At 68.4% G+C, this 16,491-nt stretch carries 16 protein-coding genes; 6 read left to right on the top strand and 10 right to left on the bottom strand.

Annotated features, from left to right (window positions below; genetic code table 11):
• Positions 1-324 precede the first annotated feature (324 nt).
• The 5 genes from O7632_RS26985 to O7632_RS26965 all read right to left on the bottom strand — a co-directional run bounded on the left by O7632_RS26985 (position 325) and on the right by O7632_RS26965 (position 6,121).
• Positions 325-1,572 carry a hypothetical protein gene (locus tag O7632_RS26985; RefSeq protein ID WP_278118329.1) on the bottom strand — a complete coding sequence of 416 codons (1,248 nt, stop codon included), beginning with the start codon at positions 1,570-1,572 and terminating at the stop codon, positions 325-327.
• 722 nt (positions 1,573-2,294) lie between these two features.
• A complete protein-coding gene (locus tag O7632_RS26980; protein ID WP_278120424.1) occupies positions 2,295-3,560 on the bottom strand; it encodes an MFS transporter in 1,266 nt (421 codons plus the stop codon).
• A 5-nt stretch (positions 3,561-3,565) separates the two neighbouring features.
• Entirely contained in the window at positions 3,566-4,768 is a 1,203-nt protein-coding gene (locus tag O7632_RS26975) for an aminotransferase class I/II-fold pyridoxal phosphate-dependent enzyme (RefSeq protein WP_278118327.1), read from the bottom strand.
• Positions 4,769-5,197, bottom strand: coding sequence for a GFA family protein (locus tag O7632_RS26970; RefSeq protein ID WP_278118325.1), 429 nt, complete (start codon positions 5,195-5,197; stop codon positions 4,769-4,771).
• A gap of 33 nt (positions 5,198-5,230) precedes the next feature.
• Complete coding sequence (locus O7632_RS26965; RefSeq protein WP_278118323.1) at positions 5,231-6,121, bottom strand: 2OG-Fe dioxygenase family protein; 891 nt, start codon at positions 6,119-6,121, stop codon at positions 5,231-5,233.
• 212 nt (positions 6,122-6,333) lie between these two features.
• Between O7632_RS26965 and O7632_RS26960 the strand changes: the two genes are divergently transcribed.
• Complete coding sequence (locus O7632_RS26960) at positions 6,334-7,674, top strand: peptide ligase PGM1-related protein (protein ID WP_278118321.1); 1,341 nt, start codon at positions 6,334-6,336, stop codon at positions 7,672-7,674.
• A gap of 42 nt (positions 7,675-7,716) precedes the next feature.
• Here the strand turns inward: O7632_RS26960 and O7632_RS26955 are convergent, their stop codons facing one another.
• Complete coding sequence (locus tag O7632_RS26955; protein WP_278118320.1) at positions 7,717-8,358, bottom strand: TetR/AcrR family transcriptional regulator; 642 nt, start codon at positions 8,356-8,358, stop codon at positions 7,717-7,719.
• Between the two features lie 77 nt (positions 8,359-8,435).
• On the opposite strand from O7632_RS26955, the gene O7632_RS26950 reads away from it, so the two are divergent.
• Positions 8,436-9,350 carry an SDR family NAD(P)-dependent oxidoreductase gene (locus O7632_RS26950; protein WP_278118318.1) on the top strand — a complete coding sequence of 305 codons (915 nt, stop codon included), beginning with the start codon at positions 8,436-8,438 and terminating at the stop codon, positions 9,348-9,350.
• A 105-nt stretch (positions 9,351-9,455) separates the two neighbouring features.
• On the opposite strand, the gene O7632_RS26945 is transcribed toward O7632_RS26950, so the two are convergent.
• Together O7632_RS26945 and O7632_RS26940 are read right to left on the bottom strand one after the other, a co-directional pair.
• Positions 9,456-10,127, bottom strand: coding sequence for a hypothetical protein (locus O7632_RS26945; RefSeq protein ID WP_278118316.1), 672 nt, complete (start codon positions 10,125-10,127; stop codon positions 9,456-9,458).
• Between the two features lie 5 nt (positions 10,128-10,132).
• Entirely contained in the window at positions 10,133-10,405 is a 273-nt protein-coding gene (locus tag O7632_RS26940; protein ID WP_278118314.1) for a hypothetical protein, read from the bottom strand.
• A gap of 234 nt (positions 10,406-10,639) precedes the next feature.
• On the opposite strand from O7632_RS26940, the gene O7632_RS26935 reads away from it, so the two are divergent.
• From O7632_RS26935 to O7632_RS26925, 3 genes are all read left to right on the top strand, one after another.
• A complete protein-coding gene (locus tag O7632_RS26935) occupies positions 10,640-11,710 on the top strand; it encodes a DUF6745 domain-containing protein (protein ID WP_278118313.1) in 1,071 nt (356 codons plus the stop codon).
• Between the two features lie 149 nt (positions 11,711-11,859).
• Positions 11,860-12,132, top strand: coding sequence for a DUF397 domain-containing protein (locus O7632_RS26930; RefSeq protein WP_278118311.1), 273 nt, complete (start codon positions 11,860-11,862; stop codon positions 12,130-12,132).
• Between the two features lie 126 nt (positions 12,133-12,258).
• Complete coding sequence (locus O7632_RS26925; RefSeq protein WP_278118309.1) at positions 12,259-13,485, top strand: MFS transporter; 1,227 nt, start codon at positions 12,259-12,261, stop codon at positions 13,483-13,485.
• 78 nt (positions 13,486-13,563) lie between these two features.
• Here O7632_RS26925 and O7632_RS26920 read toward each other — a convergent pair whose 3' ends face one another.
• Complete coding sequence (locus tag O7632_RS26920) at positions 13,564-14,073, bottom strand: hypothetical protein (protein ID WP_278118308.1); 510 nt, start codon at positions 14,071-14,073, stop codon at positions 13,564-13,566.
• 266 nt (positions 14,074-14,339) lie between these two features.
• Here O7632_RS26920 and O7632_RS26915 point away from each other — a divergent pair, with 266 nt between their 5' ends.
• The gene (locus O7632_RS26915; protein WP_278118307.1) at positions 14,340-15,704 is read left to right on the top strand and encodes an Nramp family divalent metal transporter; all 1,365 of its coding nucleotides are present in this window, start codon (positions 14,340-14,342) and stop codon (positions 15,702-15,704) included.
• Between the two features lie 122 nt (positions 15,705-15,826).
• On the opposite strand, the gene O7632_RS26910 is transcribed toward O7632_RS26915, so the two are convergent.
• The gene (locus O7632_RS26910) at positions 15,827-16,246 is read right to left on the bottom strand and encodes a PRC-barrel domain-containing protein (protein WP_278118306.1); all 420 of its coding nucleotides are present in this window, start codon (positions 16,244-16,246) and stop codon (positions 15,827-15,829) included.
• Positions 16,247-16,491: the final 245 nt, after the last annotated feature.

The raw sequence follows: 16,491 nt of genomic DNA, 5'->3' as shown, positions 1-16,491 counted from the left end.
CAGATACGTCAATAAGATGTTTCGTGCCGGGTCGACAGCCATCCGGGCGGGGTGCCGACCGCCGGGAGGGCGCTCAGGTAGCGCGGTCTGCCGGCGTCAGTCGGCACGCGGGATTGCGCGCACCGATTCCACGCGAGCCGCGAAGCACCGTCACGCGTATGCCCTCGCGCCGCTCGACCGTCGGCGCGACCGGTGTCGGTCGCGCCGAGGGAGCTGGCGACGATCAGGCGGCCAGGACCAGACACAGTACGGCGGTCATCCGGCGACCACGCTGTGTCTGGTCCTGGTTGTGCCCTTGGTTGGGTACCTGTCTCCTCGACTCCGTTACTGGAGCGGTCCTCCGGCGTGCACGACGTTGCTGAAGGTGACCTTGGCCTTGCTGATGTCGGAGTCGGCGAAGTACTGCCGCCAGAGCACCTCCGCCTCTGCCGGGCTGCGGGCCTCGCCGTACGGGACCCACCCGGGGTACTCACAGTCGAGATCGTTGGTGACGTTGCAGCCGCTCTCGGCGTCCTGGGCTTGGACGTAACTCCCGAACTTCATGTACGACGCCTGGGAGTCCTGCATGTCGTACGTGAAGCTGGTCGACGTACGGCCGATTTTCGAGTTGACCGTGACCACGCCGTAGTCGTTGATTAACTCGTACTTCATGGTCTTTCCGCTCCGGATGGTGCCGAGGTCGAAGATCTCTTCGTTGATCTCGCCGTCACCGCTCACGAAGCCCGGGATTTGAACACGAACGTACACGTCGAAGACGCCGTTGCTGGGTACGCCCTCGAGCAGCGGGTAGTCGTCGATGGTGAAGTCCTGTTCGCCCTCGCCCTTGAAGATCCCGAGTGGGCTGGAATCCTGGACGTAGAGCTTGACCTGGGTGGAGAAGCCGGCACCGGTTCCGGCGTGGACCTGGTGGGCGATGAGCTTGACCCCGTCGTCGAGATCGAACGTGATGTCGGCCGAGAAGGACTCGTAGATCTCGTCCGAGGCCTTCCTGGCGGCCACCGGTGTCTTCAGTTCGTCGCGCGGACCGCCGCCGCTGCCGGTGACGGTGAACTTCTCCAAACCGTCGAAGCTCAAGACGTATGGGTCGCTGGACTTGATGTAGTCGCCCGCCTCCGAACTGTCCCAGACGGTCGGGTCGAAACCGGCGATCGGTGCTGGCTCGGTCGACAGGGTGAAATCGTCGAACCGGCCGGTCTTACCGCCGTAGGCCGCGAAGATCTCGACGGTGCTGGCGCTACCGGTGTTGAATTCGACGCTGACCGGCTCGAAGTCGCGGCCACCGCCGGAAGCGGTGACGGTGTCGCCGTCCACCGTGGCGCCGATGACGCCCTTTCCTCGGACGTACGCCGTCAAGGTGTATTCGGTGTCGGGTGACACGGTGACGTGTTGCCGGACTTCGCCGCCCTTACCTTGGATTTTGGCCGAATGGCGACCGTTGTTACCGACGTCGGAGAGAGCCACCTTGCGGGAGTTGACGATGTCCCAGCCGTCGAAGTAGCCACTTTCGAAGCCTGGATTGGCCAAGGTCACGGTGTCGGCGCTCGCGGTGGTGGCCATCGTGCCGGACGCCACGGCGGCGACGAGGCCTACTAGTGCTATCCGTGCGAGTGACGTGGCCCGTGTTCGGACAGTTTTCACGGTGCGGTTATCCTTCCGGGTCGCAGTTCGGGACGGTGTCGCGGTTCGGGACGGTGTCGCGGTTCGGGACGGTTGTTACGGCGAGGTCGGTGCGTCGAGAAGCCGGTTGGCTGTCTGCCTCGATCGCCCGGGATGTCGAGATCGATCGGGCTTGTTCGCCCGGGGACGCGGAGATCGATCGGGCCCTGCGCGCTCCTGGGGTCGGCCGGGGCCCGGTCGGGGCCGGTCGGGGCCGGTCGGGGTCTGACCGGGGTGGTCGACGACGTGGGTCCGGTCCGGGGCGAGTGGTGGCGGCATCGTGGAGGTCCGCGAATCCTGGCGCAAAGTAGTCGCATCGTCACCCGAATCCAGTGTATCGTTTTACTGAGATTCATCATTATCTGGTCACGCCAACCCGACTGTCAATGCTTGTCGATGATCTAGGCACCCACAGCCGCGCGCTACGAGACCGCTACATACCGTGCTATCAGGCGTGACGCCCGCGCGCTGAAGCCCACGCCGTCACTGCTGACCCCGGCTGGACAGTGGATCGATGCACCGTACGGTCCCAGCTCAGAGTGGGCGTGCGCGGCAGACTGACAACCCGTGACGGCAAAGCATCGTGCCGGGCACGTATGACGCAAGACGCCCGAGCGACCGGATCCGACCGGGCCCGATCAGCCCTGGTCGATGCCGCCATCCCGGGGTAGCCGAAGGACCGGCCGGCCGAGCATCGGCAGCAGGCTGGCCAGCATCCCGACGGCGCACACCCACAGCGCGGTCCGTTCCCCGACGGCCTGGACCAGAAAGCCGCCGAACACCCCGCCCACCGGCATCATGCCCCACATCAGGAACCGCATCGCGGAGTTCATCCGGCCGTGCAGTGCCGGCGGGCAGATGGCCTGACGGTAGGTGATCTGGGCGACGTTCTGGATGGCACTGCCGCCGATGTAGGCGGCGTAGCCGATCGGGTAGAGGGCCACCAGCCAGCCCTGACCCACCAGCGGCATGAGCAGCAGCAGCGGGAACGTCACGGCGAACGGCAGCCACAGCGTACGGGCGATGCCGAACGTCGCGACGAAGCGGTTGGCGAACACGCTGCCGACCACCCCGCCGACCGCGACGGCCCCGGTCACCAGACCGTACGCCGCCGGCGACAGGCCGAGCGTGTTCACCAGCAGCAACGGCTGGACGGTGAGCAGCGCGTACTCGAACAACAGGGCGATCATGCCGTGCAGCACGACCAGCCGGAGAATCGGCTGACCGGCGACGTACCGCACCCCGATGGTGAGCTCCCGGCCCAGCCGTGGCCGCTGGTCGGGCCGGTGGACCCGCGGCTCGCGGGGTCGGATCCGGCTGAGCAGCCAGGCAGAGGCCAGGTGGCCGACCGCGTTGACCGCCAGTGCGCCCGAGGCGGTGATGACCTGGACCAGCGCCCCTCCTAGCGGTGGTCCGGCCAGCTGACTGCCGTTTCCGGCCACCTCCAGCTTGCTGAAGCCGGCCAGCAGCCGGTCCTTGCCCACCAGGTACGTGACGTAACCCTGCTGCGCCACGTCGAAGAAGACGTTGCCGACCCCGATCACCAGGGCGACCACGTACAGCTGCCCGAGGCTGAGCGCTCCGAACGCCGCTGTCACCGGCACCGACAGCAGCACCAGCGCGCGGACCAGGTCGGCCGCGACCAGCACCGACCGCTGCCGTAGCCGGTCCACCCAGACCCCGGCCGGGAGCGCGACGACGAGAAAAGCGAGCGTGCTCGCCGCCACCAGGAGCCCCACCTGCTGGGCGGAGGCGTCCAGCACGAGCACCGCGAGCAGCGGCAGGGCGACGAGCGCGACGTGGCCGCCGGTACGGCTGACCACGTCGGAGGCGAGCAGCAGCCGGAACCCGCGATGGGAGCGCAGCAGGTGGTCGGCCGGCCGTACCCGCTGCGGCGTGTCCACTGTCGTCAAGGGGCCAACCTCCGGGACGTCATCGACCGGACCGGGCCCGGCGCTTCGGCGGCCCGCGCCAGCCGTCGCACGATCTCGGCGAGAATCGCCGGGGTGGTGGCGAAGTTGAGCCTGACGAAACCTGACCCGGGCGGGCCGAACTCGGCACCGTCCATCACGGTCACCAGCGCGCGTTCGGCGATGTCCCCAGCCGCCGGGTATGCGCGCAGGTCGAGCCAGCCCAGGTAGGTGCCTTCGGGTGGGGTGTAGCGGGCCGACGGCAGGTGCGAGTCGAGCAGGTCGGCCAGCAGACGCCGATTCCCGTCGAGTCGACCGAGCACCGTGTCGAGCCACGGCCCACCCGCCCGGTACGCGGTCGTGGCGGCCAGGACGCCCAAGGTGGCGGTGCCGTCGGTGTGCAGCCGCCCGAGCTGACTCCACCGCTTCCGATCGGAGTCGTTGCTGGTCAACATCTGGGCGCATTTCAGACCCGCCACGTTCCACGCCTTCGACGTCGACGTGGCCGTCACCGCGTGCCCCGCGGCGGCGTCGCAGATGGTCGCGTACGGGACGTGCCGGTGCCCGGGATAAACGAGCGGCGCGTGCACCTCGTCGCTGAACACCCGACCACGATGACGTTCGACGACCTCCGCGACGGCCAGTAGCTCGCCCGGCTCCATGACCACGCCGAGGGGATTGTGCGGGTTGCAGACGAGGAGCAGGTTACCGCCCGCCGCGAAGGCACGGTCCAGCGCGTCCAGGTCGTAGCCGTAGCGGCCGCCGGACTCGACCATCTCGAACTGGATGACCCGTCGACCAAGCAGGCGGGGGACGGCCAGAAAGGGCGGGTACGCGGGCACCGGCACGATGACGGCGGAACCGGGTCGGGAGAAGCATTCGATGGCGAGGTGCAGGGCCCGGATGACGTCCGGTAACGGCCGCACGTCCGCTGGCGACAGATCCCATCCGTACCTGTCGTGCTGCCAGGCGGCGCACGCTTCGGCCAGTCGCGCCGTCTGGGCAGGCGTCAGATACCCGAACTGACTGCGGTGCACCGCGTCACGCAACGCCTGCGCGATCTCGGGTGCGGTCCCGAAGTCCATCTCGGCCACACACGCCGCTAGCTTTCCCGGGCCGGCGGTGGCCCACTTGAGCCCACCGTGTTCGCGCAACGCGTCGACTGTGATGGCGTCGGAACCTGTCCCCACCTGCGCTGTCACCTACTCCGTCAGCACGTGTTTTCCGGCGGCGATGCTCGCGTCCCAGTTCTGGCCGTCGAACTCCACGAACTCGATGTGCTCGGCGGGGCTGAGATCGAGGCACCGTGCGTTGACGCTGAAGAAGCCGGTGGGATGCGACCGAGGGCGGTAGAACGGCAGCACACCGCAGACCGAGCAGAACGTGTGGTCCGCGATGCAGTTACCGAACCGGTACGGCTTGAGGAACTGCTGTCCCTGGTGCAGCGTGAACCGCTCCTCCGGGATCATCAGTTCCTGATGGCCGTGCCGGTGACAGATTCCGCAATTGCACAGGGTGATGGTCAAATTTCGAGTGGCCGCCGCCGAGAAGACCACCCCGCCACAGTGACAGCTACCGTCGTACCATACTCGCTCGATGGGCTCGACCGTGGCCGGCGCCTCTTCGGTCATGGTGTCACTCCGATCGGTTTGCGGTGGCGAGAGTCAGTTCGCGGTGGCGAGAGCGGGAAGGTCGGTGGGCAGGCCGAACGACATGGGCAGACCTCGGTGCGGGGCGACCGAGTCGTACCGGAACGACACATGGCCCTTCTCAGTGGGCTTTCTGGTGAAGAAGATGAGCATGTCCCGGAGGGCCGGCTCCGTGTCGTCGATCGGGTAGACCGGGGAGACGCTGTGCTTGTACTCGTGATCGACGACCATCAGAGTGTCGAGGAAGTCGCGGTGCTGCACCCGGCCTTTGACCAGCGCGGGATCCGTTTCATTCCACCGCCTGCCGTTGACTTCTCCCATGTCGTGGAGGAAGGTCTCCGCGCTGTCGGCGGTCATGTTCCGTGCGGAGAGGAACGTGGTCATCGTGTGATCGACCCCGTCGGAGTGCACCCCCTCGAGCGCGGGCTCGCCCAGCAGGCCTGCGGTCGTGACGGTCCGCAGGTTGAACAGGGTGCAGATCCACTCGGCGCGTTGGTAGTCCAGCCGGGGGCGCCGTGCCACCTCGACGCCGTGAATGATCAGGAACTTGAAAGCGAGCATCGCCTGCAGCGCCGTGTTCAGTTGCAGGTCGTCCTGCACTTCGTCGAACACGCGCAGGGTCTCCGAGTCGTGCCGGACGAAGTCCTCTTCCCGGGAGAGGACGAAAGGCTGCGCTTCCAGTCGGTAAACGCGCTGCGACCTCGGGTCGAGACAGATCCGCCCGTTCCTGCTCTTCCGGAAAGGGAGCGTAGGATCTGATTGCAGCTGTTCACTCACCAGCTTCAGCTGTTCGAAGTCCTCATCCGTGGCGCCGAGCGAACTCAGTAGCGAGACCATTCTCGCCCCGTCGACGAACGCCCATCGGTTGCGGATGTACTCGGATCTCACATCCATGACGTCGGACATGGCGGAATCGTATTTCACGGCTTCATCGCCCCCTGTAAATGCCGCTCGCGGCACGTTCGCAGGATATTGATCATGGTGGGGTTGGTGGGTTGGCGCATCTTCTGAATTGCCCTGACCTGATTGCTAACCAAGCAATACAGAAGAAGACAACTATCAGACTGCGCGGAACGGTATATCTGGAAATGCGCCACGCCACACCGGGAGGACGACCCTTGCCGAAGCTGATGTTCGCCAATTCGACCAGCCGTGCGATGGTGGCGCGGCCGGACGACGTCCCGGACGACGCGAAGGACTCCTACCGTCTACTCGCCAACCGGATGCTGTGGTCGCTGGACGCGGAGGACATCGCGGTCCTTCCGGGCCGGGTCAGCCCGGCGTGGCTGTCGTACGTCGCCGAGCTGCTCGGCCTCGTGTCGGTTCCCACCGTGCTCTCCCTGCGTGACTACCCCGGCGACGGGTGGTACCCCGGCGCGCGTTCCGAGCTCGCCGACGCCCTGCGCGGCCGCATCGGCGAAAGCGGCGACGCCGCGGACCCGTGGCGGCTGGTGTGCTACATCCACGACCGGGACATCGCCAGCTGGGAGCGCCTGCTCGGTCTCGGCGCCGACGAGTCCGTGCGTTTCGCACAGGGGACCGCCGAACTCGTCAACTCCAAAGCGGTCTTCCGATCGATGGCGACGGCCTGCGGAATCCCGGTCGCGGAGGGACGTGTCGTCGATCGTGGACCCGAGCTCGTCGACAGCGTGTCCGAACTGCTCGCCCGTACCGGTGCCGTCATCGTCAAGCAGGACGTGAACGCCGGCGGAGACGGCAACATCCTGCTGACCACGGTCCGGGGCGGCAAGGAGGCCGGTGCCCACTACGTGGTGCACCTGGCCGCGACGGACCCGGCGACGGTCAGGTCGGCGCTCAGGCCGTTCAGCCTCACCGACGTGCCCGACCTGCCGGCCGGTGCGAGCCCCGCGCGGTGCGTCGTCGAGGTCTACCACGAGTCGGCCCGCGAACTGTCCGCCGACGTGTTCGTGCCGCGCACGGGTGCGCCGACGCTGATGAGCTACAGCGACCTGCGGATGGCCGAAACGTGGAAGGGCAGCGTCTATCCGCCGCAGAACCTATCGCCCAGACTGCACGCCCACCTGGGCGCGTACATGCAGCAGGTCGCGATCGTCGCCCAGCAGCTCGGCTACCACGGACCGATGAACATCGACGCGATCCTCACCCGGTCCGGCGAGTTGCTGTTCAACGAGTTCAACGGGCGGGTCGGCGGCACGACCGGCATCGACACGATCGGACGGCGGCTGCTCGGCCACGACTACCTTGACCATCACGTCCTCGCCTCGCGGATCGACGTGCCCGCTCCCGGGTGCGACCTGCTCGTGAAGCTCCTGACCGAGCAAGGACTGCTGTTCACGCGGGGCTCGGACCGTGGCGTGATCATTTACAACGACACCACCGACGACACCGGTACGGTCGAGTACATCGTGGTCGGCCGCGACTGGGCGGACACGGCCCGCACCGAGGAGCAGCTGACGAACGCGCTGAACACGCTCTAACCGACTGGGTCGCCCTCGGCAGATGCTCCCGTCACGGGTTCGTCAAGCGTCGCGGCGATGCTGTCGAGACCGCGTGGACGACTCGAGGTCGGGGCGGGGCCGGAGGCCGTCACGCAGAACGGCGAGGATCCGTTGCTGGCCTTCCTGATCGGAGCCGATCTGCTCCAGCGCCCGCGCGGTGCCGATCATCAGCCCGATCAACTCGGCTGTGGCGATGTCCGGGCGAACGGCTCCGGACTCCTGCGCCCTGGTTAGCAGGTCGCCCATCGCGTCGCGCAGGTCGGTGCCGGCTGAGGCGATCGCCGCTCGTACCGCAGCCATCGCCTCGTCGCCGGAGTCGATGGCGTCGGTGAAGGCGTGCTTGACCGTCGACTGCCGGACGGCCTCGCTGAAGAACGCGAAGAAGCCGGTGCCGACGTCGGCGGCGGCGGCCATTTCCCGGGCGTACGCGGTGATCTCCCGCAGCCGGGACACGAACACCGCCTCGATGAGGGCGGCCTTCGTGGGGAAGTGACGGAAGACGGTGCCGATCGCCACGCCGGCGAGCTCGGCGAGGTCCTCGGTCGAGGCGGACGGGCCGGCCGCCGCGAAGACCTGTTCGGCTGCGGCGAGGATCCGGACCCGGTTGCGCTGAGCGTCGGCCCGCATCTGTCTGGGCTGCGGCGAAGACGAGGAGGAGGTCACGGAGGCATTATCCAGCGGGAAAGGTGAGTCGAAGACTCCGGTTGACAATGTGAGTCAGTCACTCATATTGTCTGGCTGTGAAGACGATCGTGATGACCGGCGGCACCTCGGGATTCGGCGCGGAAACCCGGATGCGTTTAGTCACGCAGCCCGGCACCCAGGTTCTGTCCGGCACCCGCAGCGTCGTGCCGGGCGGCCCAGACACCGCGCCGGGCGACTCCGACACCCTGCCCCTGGACCTCGCGCGGCTGGACAGCGTCCGTGCCTTCGCGCAGGCCGTCACCGACCGGCTCGACGGCACCCCCATCGACGCGCTCGTGCTCAACGCCGGTCTCAGCTTCCGCACCGGTGACCGGCGTACCGTCGACGGCTTCGAAACCACCTTCGCGGTCAACCACCTCGGGCACTACCTGCTGATTCGGCTGCTGATGCCCTACCTCGCGCCGAAGGCGACCGTCGTCGTGACCACCAGCGGTACCCACGATCCCGACCACGGCACGCTGCTGCCGACGCCGCCCCGACACGCCAACGCGCGCCTGCTGGCCCGTCCCGAGACCGACCCCGAGCGTGACACCGACCCACGATCGGCCGGCGGTCGCGCGTACACGTCGTCGAAGCTGTGCAACGTGCTGACCGTACGGGCCCTGGCCACCCGGCCCGAGGCCCGTAGCGGGCACTGGCGGGTCGTGGCGTTCGACCCCGGACCGACGCCCGGAACCGGTCTGCTGCGCGACACCTCGCCAGCGATGCGCCTGGCGTGGCGGCTGCTCAGCCAGGCGACCCGCCTGATACCCCGGTTCAACCGCCGGGAGGTGGTGGCCGCGGCCCTGACCGACCTCACCCTCGGCACCGTCACGGCCCCCCCAGGGCAGTACTACGCCCGCGTCGTACGCAACGAGCTCACCTGGACCGCCCCGTCCCGCCTGGCGCGCAGTGACGACGCTCGGGACGCCCTGTGGGCCGACAGCGCCGACCTGCTGTCACTGCCCTGACCTGCTGTCACTGCCCTGACCTGCTGTCACTGCCCTGACCTGCTGTCACTGCCCTGACCTGCTGTCACTGCCCTGACCGGCCGTCACGGAGGGTCACCCGGGGAATCAGCAGTGGAACTCGCCGGCGTCGAAGACGTTGCGCAGGACGTCGGTCGGCGCGACCAGCACCTTGCTGACCGCGTCCTGCGACAGGACGAACCCGATAGCCGCCGTACCGTCGCTGACCAGGTAGTTTTCCGCGTACGGATTGTTCGCGGCGGTGTGCTGGACGAGCCGGTCGCCGTACGCGGCGCGTAGCGCGGCACTCGTGCTGCCGACCGCGATGCCCTCGTCGGTGGCCAGCGGCGGGTCGTCCACGAAGATCAGCGCGGCGGTGTCGCCGGCCGCCGTGTCGCTCGCGGCGGTGTAGACGATCACCCCTGTCAGTTCGTCTCGGCCGGCCAGGATTTCCGGGCAGCCGCCGGGATCGGCGTCGAGCGTCCCGGCCTGCCGCAACTCGTCGATGCTCTCGCCGATGCGCAGGTCGCCGATCCCTTCCGGGGTGATCAGCAACTCCTGAACCGCGGCACCCGCAGTGTCGGTGTCACCGTCCACGGCATCCGACGGCGAGGCCGACGGGGCCGGTGCGCCGGCTGCCGGTCCGGCGGAATCCCGGCGGCTCATCTGCCAGACCGTCACGGCGACGACAGCCAGCAGAAGCAGCACGACGACTCCGACGGCGACCGCTGCGCGCGTCCGTCGCGTCGGCGTGTCCTCCGCACCGGAGCTGTTCGTCACGCCCGTCACCGGAGCTGCCCATCGGAATACGTCACCGACCGTTCCTCGGAGCCGCTGACGACGACCAGCCGGTCACCGTCCTGAGTCACCTGGCCGTCGGCCAGGCCGGTCTCCGAGTGCAGGACCCCGAACTCGTCCGGACCGGTGAGGCCGAGTACGTCGAAGTCCAGGAAGCCGCCGCTGCCGCACCGGCACGCGCTCAGCGCACCCAGGACCAGGGCGACGGCGACGGCACCGATCACCAACCTGCGTCGGGCAGTGCCGGGAATTTCTGACATGGCTCCTCTGTCCGACTGCGGCGGCGACGATCCCGGCCACGCTACCCGGCCGTCGAGCGGTCAGGGATCGGCTGGTCAGTGGTTCGCGTCGGTCGGGTCGGAGGGGTACGGGGTGACCGAGTCGGAGGCGGGTACCCGGCATCCGGCGGACTCTTGGTTGCGATCGACGGGACGACCCGTCACCATGGTCACCATGATCGCTTCCTACCGGAAGGGCGGATTCGCCCTCACGCGGTGACCGCGCCCGCGCGGCGTGACGCCGCCGGCTCCACCGCTCCCGCAACCTATGTCGATCGGGCCGTCGCCTACTGGCGACTGGCCGAACCCATCCGGCGCGAATGGCTCGACCACGGCCTCGACACCGCGCCAGCCGACCGGGTGACCACCGAGTACATCCTGTCCCGGATCTACGCCCGCCACCACCGTCCCCGACCCCGGTTCCGCTGGGTCGACTCACCAGACCAAGCGATGCCGTTGGTGGCCGGACTGCCGACCCACGACCAGCTGCAACAGTGGGTGATGGCCCGGCAGCCGGCGGGTCGACCACCGCTGATCAGTGACATCGTGGCCGGAGTGTCCCGGCTGCGCGGCGCGCTCGACGAATGCCTCGACAATCCGATTCTCACCCCACCGTCACCGGCCACCCGGCGCGGCGAATCCGGCAAGGTGCCCAGGAAGAAGACCGAGAACGAAGGACGACGGTGGCCGGTGCTGCCGCCCGACGAGGCCCTCGCCGCCGGTGTCCCACTGCGGGTGGTGCTCCGGCAAGGAGTCTGGGACGCGCTGCGGACCAGTCTCGCCGACGGCTTCTACCTGCCGGTCCGCGCCACACTCGCGGCCCGTGGGCGGCCGGTGCCGAGCGCCTGGTACGGCCAGCAGGACGCACCCTGGATCGCCTACTACGACGTGGCGCGTCGGATCGGGCTGGCCCAGTATCGGCGCTCCGACGAACGGCAGCTCGACGAATGGGCGGCGCTGGCCCGATCCGCCGGCTGGTGGTGGCCGGGGGAGCAGACCTGTGTCCTCGTCGAACGGCCGGCGGTGATCCGGACCGAGCCGGTGCCCGGCAGCCGGTACGGCGAACGTCGGCTCCGCCGCGACGCCGACCGCCGGTCCGGTGTCGACGGTCATTCTGATGTCGACGGCCGGTCCGGTGCCGACGGGCCGATCGGGTACCGCGACGGCTGGCGACCGCCGGTGCATCGTACCGAGGTGGCCAGCCGCGTCGGGGCGGCCGTTCATCCGGATGGTCCACCGCGAGCGCCCGCTGTCGTAATCTCGTCACGTCAACTGTCGCTTCGTTGATTGCTGTGTGGAGTCAGACGCGAACCGAGTAGCGCGCTGTTCGGAATTGAGTAGCGCGACTCGACCGCCACGGGCTATTGGTCCGTTTTGGTTGGTTGCCTTGCTGGTGGTCCTTGTTGGAGTGTCAGTAGCAGTAGCAGCTCCAACCGATGGTAGGGAGAGGTACTGTGACGGACAGCCGATTTGCCGGCGCGCGCTGGCGGAAGTCAAACCTCAGCATGACGGGTGAATGCGTGGAAGTTGCGTATGCTGGCGGTCTGATTGGTGTTCGGGACAGCAAGCAAGGTGAGGCGGGTCCGGTGCTTGCCTTCACGTCGGGCGAGTGGGCTGCCTTCCTCGGCGGCGCGCGCCAGGGCGAGTTCGACGAGGAGGGTTATTCAGGCGTGTACATCGCCGCAGGTCAAGCTTATGCTCGACGTTAGCCTGAATAACCCTCGAGGACCAGCTGACGAGTTGAGACCGCTAAGTGCGATGGTGCGCGTCACCGCTGGCTGTATCTGCGGTGACGCGCACCATCGCACTGCCGCCCGTGTCGGTGGAGAGGAAACGTGTCGACAACGTCCCCGTCCGTTACCCCTGGTGTCGGTCGCCGTCGGGCCACCCCGATGCTCGCCGCAGTCGGGATCTCCACCACCGGTGACGGTGCCTTTTTTCTGGCCGCGCCGCTGCTGGCCACGACGATCACCGACGACCCGGTCGCGCTGGGGCTGGTGACCGCTGCCTTCTCCATCCCGTGGCTGCTCTTCGGCATGCCCGCCGGCGCTCTGGTCGACCGTTGGCCCAAGCGCCGTACGATGATCGTGGCCGATCTGGTGCGGGTGATCGCTCTGGCCGTCCTGGCCGTCCTTATCGTCGTTGATCAGGTCGGAATCGGCGCGATCATCGCGGTCGTCGTCGTACTGGGCATCGCCCAGTGCTTCTTCGACACCGCGTCGCAGTCGATGATCCCGCTGCTGGTAGGCCGGGACGAGGCCGCACTGCAGCGGTTCAACAGCCGATACTGGGCTCTGGACATGCTGGGCCGTGGCCTGATCGGCCCGCCGTTGGGGTCGTTGTCGTTCGCCGTGGGCAGGGTCGTGCCGTTCGTTGGCGACGCGGTGACCTTCGCCGTCTCGGCCGTCATGGTACGACTTCTGCCGGTCGTGGATAGCCCGACACCGGGCCGGCACACCTCGATCATGGAATCGTTGCGGTGCGCGGCGACGTTCGTGTGGCGGTCCCGGGCGTTGCTGGTGCAGTACCTGAGCGGCGGCGCCTACAACTTCGCGTTCCGGCTGGCCACCTCGACGTTGGTGCTGTATCTGACGTTGGAGCTCGCGCTGAGCGAAGCAGCGACCGGCGTTCTCTTCGCTGTCGGGGCCCTGGGCGGCGTGGCCGGTAGCTGGGTGGCCCCGCGTATCCTCCGATCGGCCTCCGCGATGCGGCTCGTTCTGGCTGCCCTGCTCCTGCAGGCGATTTCCTGGCTGATCGTGCTGGTGGCGCCGGGCGTGGGGGCGGTCGCCGTGGCGATGGTGCTCGCCGGTGGAGCATCCTCGCTGATCACCGTACCGGTTGTCTCGACGCAACAGTCCGTGGCTCCGGTGGAGATGCTCGGCCGGGTCTCGTCGATCTTTCGCTTCATCAGCGCCACGTCGGCGTCGGCGGGTGCCGCGATCGGTGGTGTCGTCGCCGCCGAGGCCGGTCTCCGAGCGCCGTTCGCAGTGGGCATGGTCATCCTGTGCGTGGCGACCTTCCTTCTCTGGGTGGCGCACCGCCGCGCCGTCGCCGTCCGCTAGCCGTACTGGTGCCCACGGTCCGACCGGGCCGTGGGCACCACACCGGAGTACGGGGCGTCGTCGTGCGCTGGCGAGGTCTCAGGACGTCGTCGGGTTGGTCGTCCACGGGGTGAAGGTGTACTGGCGGCTGCAGTAGTCCGGAGCCGGGGTTACGCTGCCGGGCAGCGCGTGCCGGCAGACCTGGATGATGACGCGGTCGATACCCCGGGCGGAGGAGTTCGCGCCGAGGACGAAGTCGAACTCCACGAGGCCGTTGTCGACCCGGCGGGCGGCCTCGTCGACTGGGACGTTGCCGGCGTAGGCGGTGTAGCTGGCGATGGTGTACCGGCGGTCGTCGCGGCAGACGGTGCCCGGATCGTTGGGCATCGGCCGGTCGGCGATCACCCCGGCCAGGCGTACCGCGCTGGAGGGCCCGGGGGAGCGCCATTCGAGGTGGCCCTGCGTGTAGCCGTACGTGCAGTTGTCCGCAGACGGGACGGAGAACCGTTGCAGGATCGACGGGCTCGCGGTCGCGCCGCTGGCGGCGAGGGCGCTGGCGGCGAGTGCGGCGGCGAGGACGGTCGCCGCGCGCAGCAGTGCACGCTTCATGTCCTTCCTTTCCTGAGGCTGGTGCTGGTTCCTGAGGTCGGTGCGCGTGACCAATCTGGTCCGGTGTGGATCTCGGTGGGCTGGCCGTGGCCCCGCCGACCCTTGAGGACGGTCACCGCACGACGGGATCGCATCTAAGGCTACCTATGTTACAGAGCGATGTCATCCGCCTTCTGTGAGTCGATCTAGCGTACGGGCCGGTGTCACTGGGTACGGGCTCGGCAAGGGCGCAGACCAGGAAGCCCACCCCCCGAAGGAGACCCGGAATGAGCCAGGCGACCGAGACCGCCTCACAGCGGTCGACCGGCATCCCCGAGCCGCCGACCGGCTGGCGCCGGTTCCGCTACATCGGCCCCGGTGTGCTGTGGGCGCTCGCCGCCCTCGCCACCGGCGAACTGCTGTTCACCCCAAGGGTCGGCGCCCAGTACGGCTACAGCCTGATGTGGGCGCTGGTCGCCGTACTGATCCTCAAGCTCTTCGTGACCAGGGAGATCGGCCGCTACAGCGTCGTCACCGGCCGCCGGCTGCTCACCGGCCTGGCCGGCCTACCCGGCCCGCGCGGCTGGGCCATCTGGGTGATCCTGCTGCCACAGCTGGTGGTCGGGATCGCCGCGATCGCCGGCATCGCCAGTGCCGCCGGCAGCGCGCTCGCTCTCGCCGTACCCGGTCCGATCCAGCTCTGGACCGGCGTGGTCATCGCCGCCGCCGCCGGACTGGTGCTGTTCGGCCGCTACACCGGCGTGGAATGGGTGTCCCGGATCCTCGGTGTCGCGCTCGCCCTCGGCGCGGTCGTCGCCGCGATCCAGGTCGGGCCGGACCTGACCGAGGCCGCCGCCGGGTTCGTCCCGGTGCCGCCCGACGATCTCCAGGTAGCCGAGATCCTGCCCTGGCTCGGGTTCCTGTCCAACGGTGCGGCCGGGCTGATGTGGTACTCGTACTGGGTCACCGCCAAGGGCATCGGCCACGCCGGGGTGCCGGCGACGGACCGCCGCGATCCGCGCGATCTCGACGCTCGGCAGATCGACCGGGTACGCGGCTGGCTGCGCACGATGACCCTCGACTCGACGTTCGCGGTGGTCGGCGTCGCACTGATCACCGTCGCGTTCCTGGTCCTCGGCGCCGAACTGCTGCGGCCGGAAGGAATCGTGCCCGCCGAGGCCGACGTCGCCCGCGACCTGACCCGCCTGTTCAGCGAGGTGTTCGGCAGCGTCGGCTTCTGGCTGATGATCGTCGGACTGGTGTCCGCCTTCTGGACCGCCACGCTCACCAACGTCGACGGGTGGCAGCGGCTCTACACCGACGGCGTACGGCGTCTGCTGCCGCAACGACTCGCCGAGCACACCCTCGCCCGCCCGGTGGTGATCAGCCGGACCGCCGTCGTGGTGTGGCTGGCGACCCTGCCGTACGCCGTGTTCCTGATCTTCGGTGACCCGGTCGCGCTGCTGACCCTGGCCGGCTCCATCGAGGCCGTGCACATTCCACTGGTCGCCGCCCTGGTCCTCTGGCTCAACCGGCGTGCGCTGCCGCGCGCGCTGCGCGCCGGCCGGACCGCGACCACACTGGTGGTCGCGGCGGTGGTGTTCTTCACCGGGTTCGCGCTCTACTACCTGTGGCAGCAGCTGGTCGGCTGAACCAGACGGCTACGGGCCGCGGCGTCCCAGACGGCTACGGGCCGCGGCGTCGTCGCCGCGGCCCGGATGTCAGGTCAGGTGATTCGTGGACCGGCCGTCGAGCAGGTCCGCCGATGCGCTGGCTAGCGGTAGTACGGGTAGCCGGGGTAGACATACCCGACGCCCCAGAACGGCGGGATCCCGTAGTAGCCGTACAGATCCTCGTAGTACTTGTCCTGCGACACCAGCTCCGGATCGTACGGTGGCGCTCCGGCCACCCGGTCCCGCGACTCGTTGATGTGCACCACGTCATCGGTGATCCGGGTGATCGCGTCGACCGGGACGAACGACGGCGTGGCACCGAAGCCGAGGATCCCGCCGTGTTCCAACCGAAGTAGCCGGACCTTGTGTTCGGCCTCGTCGACCAGCAGGTCGTCGACCTTGCCGATCTCGTTGCCCTCCGCGTCGTGCACCTTCCGGCCACGAATGTCCTCGGCCGGATCCGCCACCATCTCACCGGTGTCGCCCAACCTGACCAGCTTCGCGAAGCCATCGGTCTGCATGCTGCCTCCTGTCTGGGTCACGGTCACCTCATCCCTGTTGATTACCGCACGCGGGCTGTCGGCAAACCCGGCGAGCCCGGTGCGGTGCCGACGTCTCGGCTACCTCTGGTCGTGCGGCCGGATGGTGCGGTGCCCAGTGGCTCCTCCGGGTTGCGGATGTGCGGCGGACTGAGCGAGAACGTCGAGAATGTGAGGATTCACGACTGTCGATGATCGACTGTCTATTGACACTGCGTGTTGCTACA

The organism is Solwaraspora sp. WMMD406, from assembly GCF_029626025.1.
Taxonomy (GTDB): Bacteria; Actinomycetota; Actinomycetes; order Mycobacteriales; family Micromonosporaceae; genus Micromonospora_E.
Note: the sequence above shows the minus strand (reverse complement) of the source record. Positions and strands in the feature narration are given on the sequence as shown.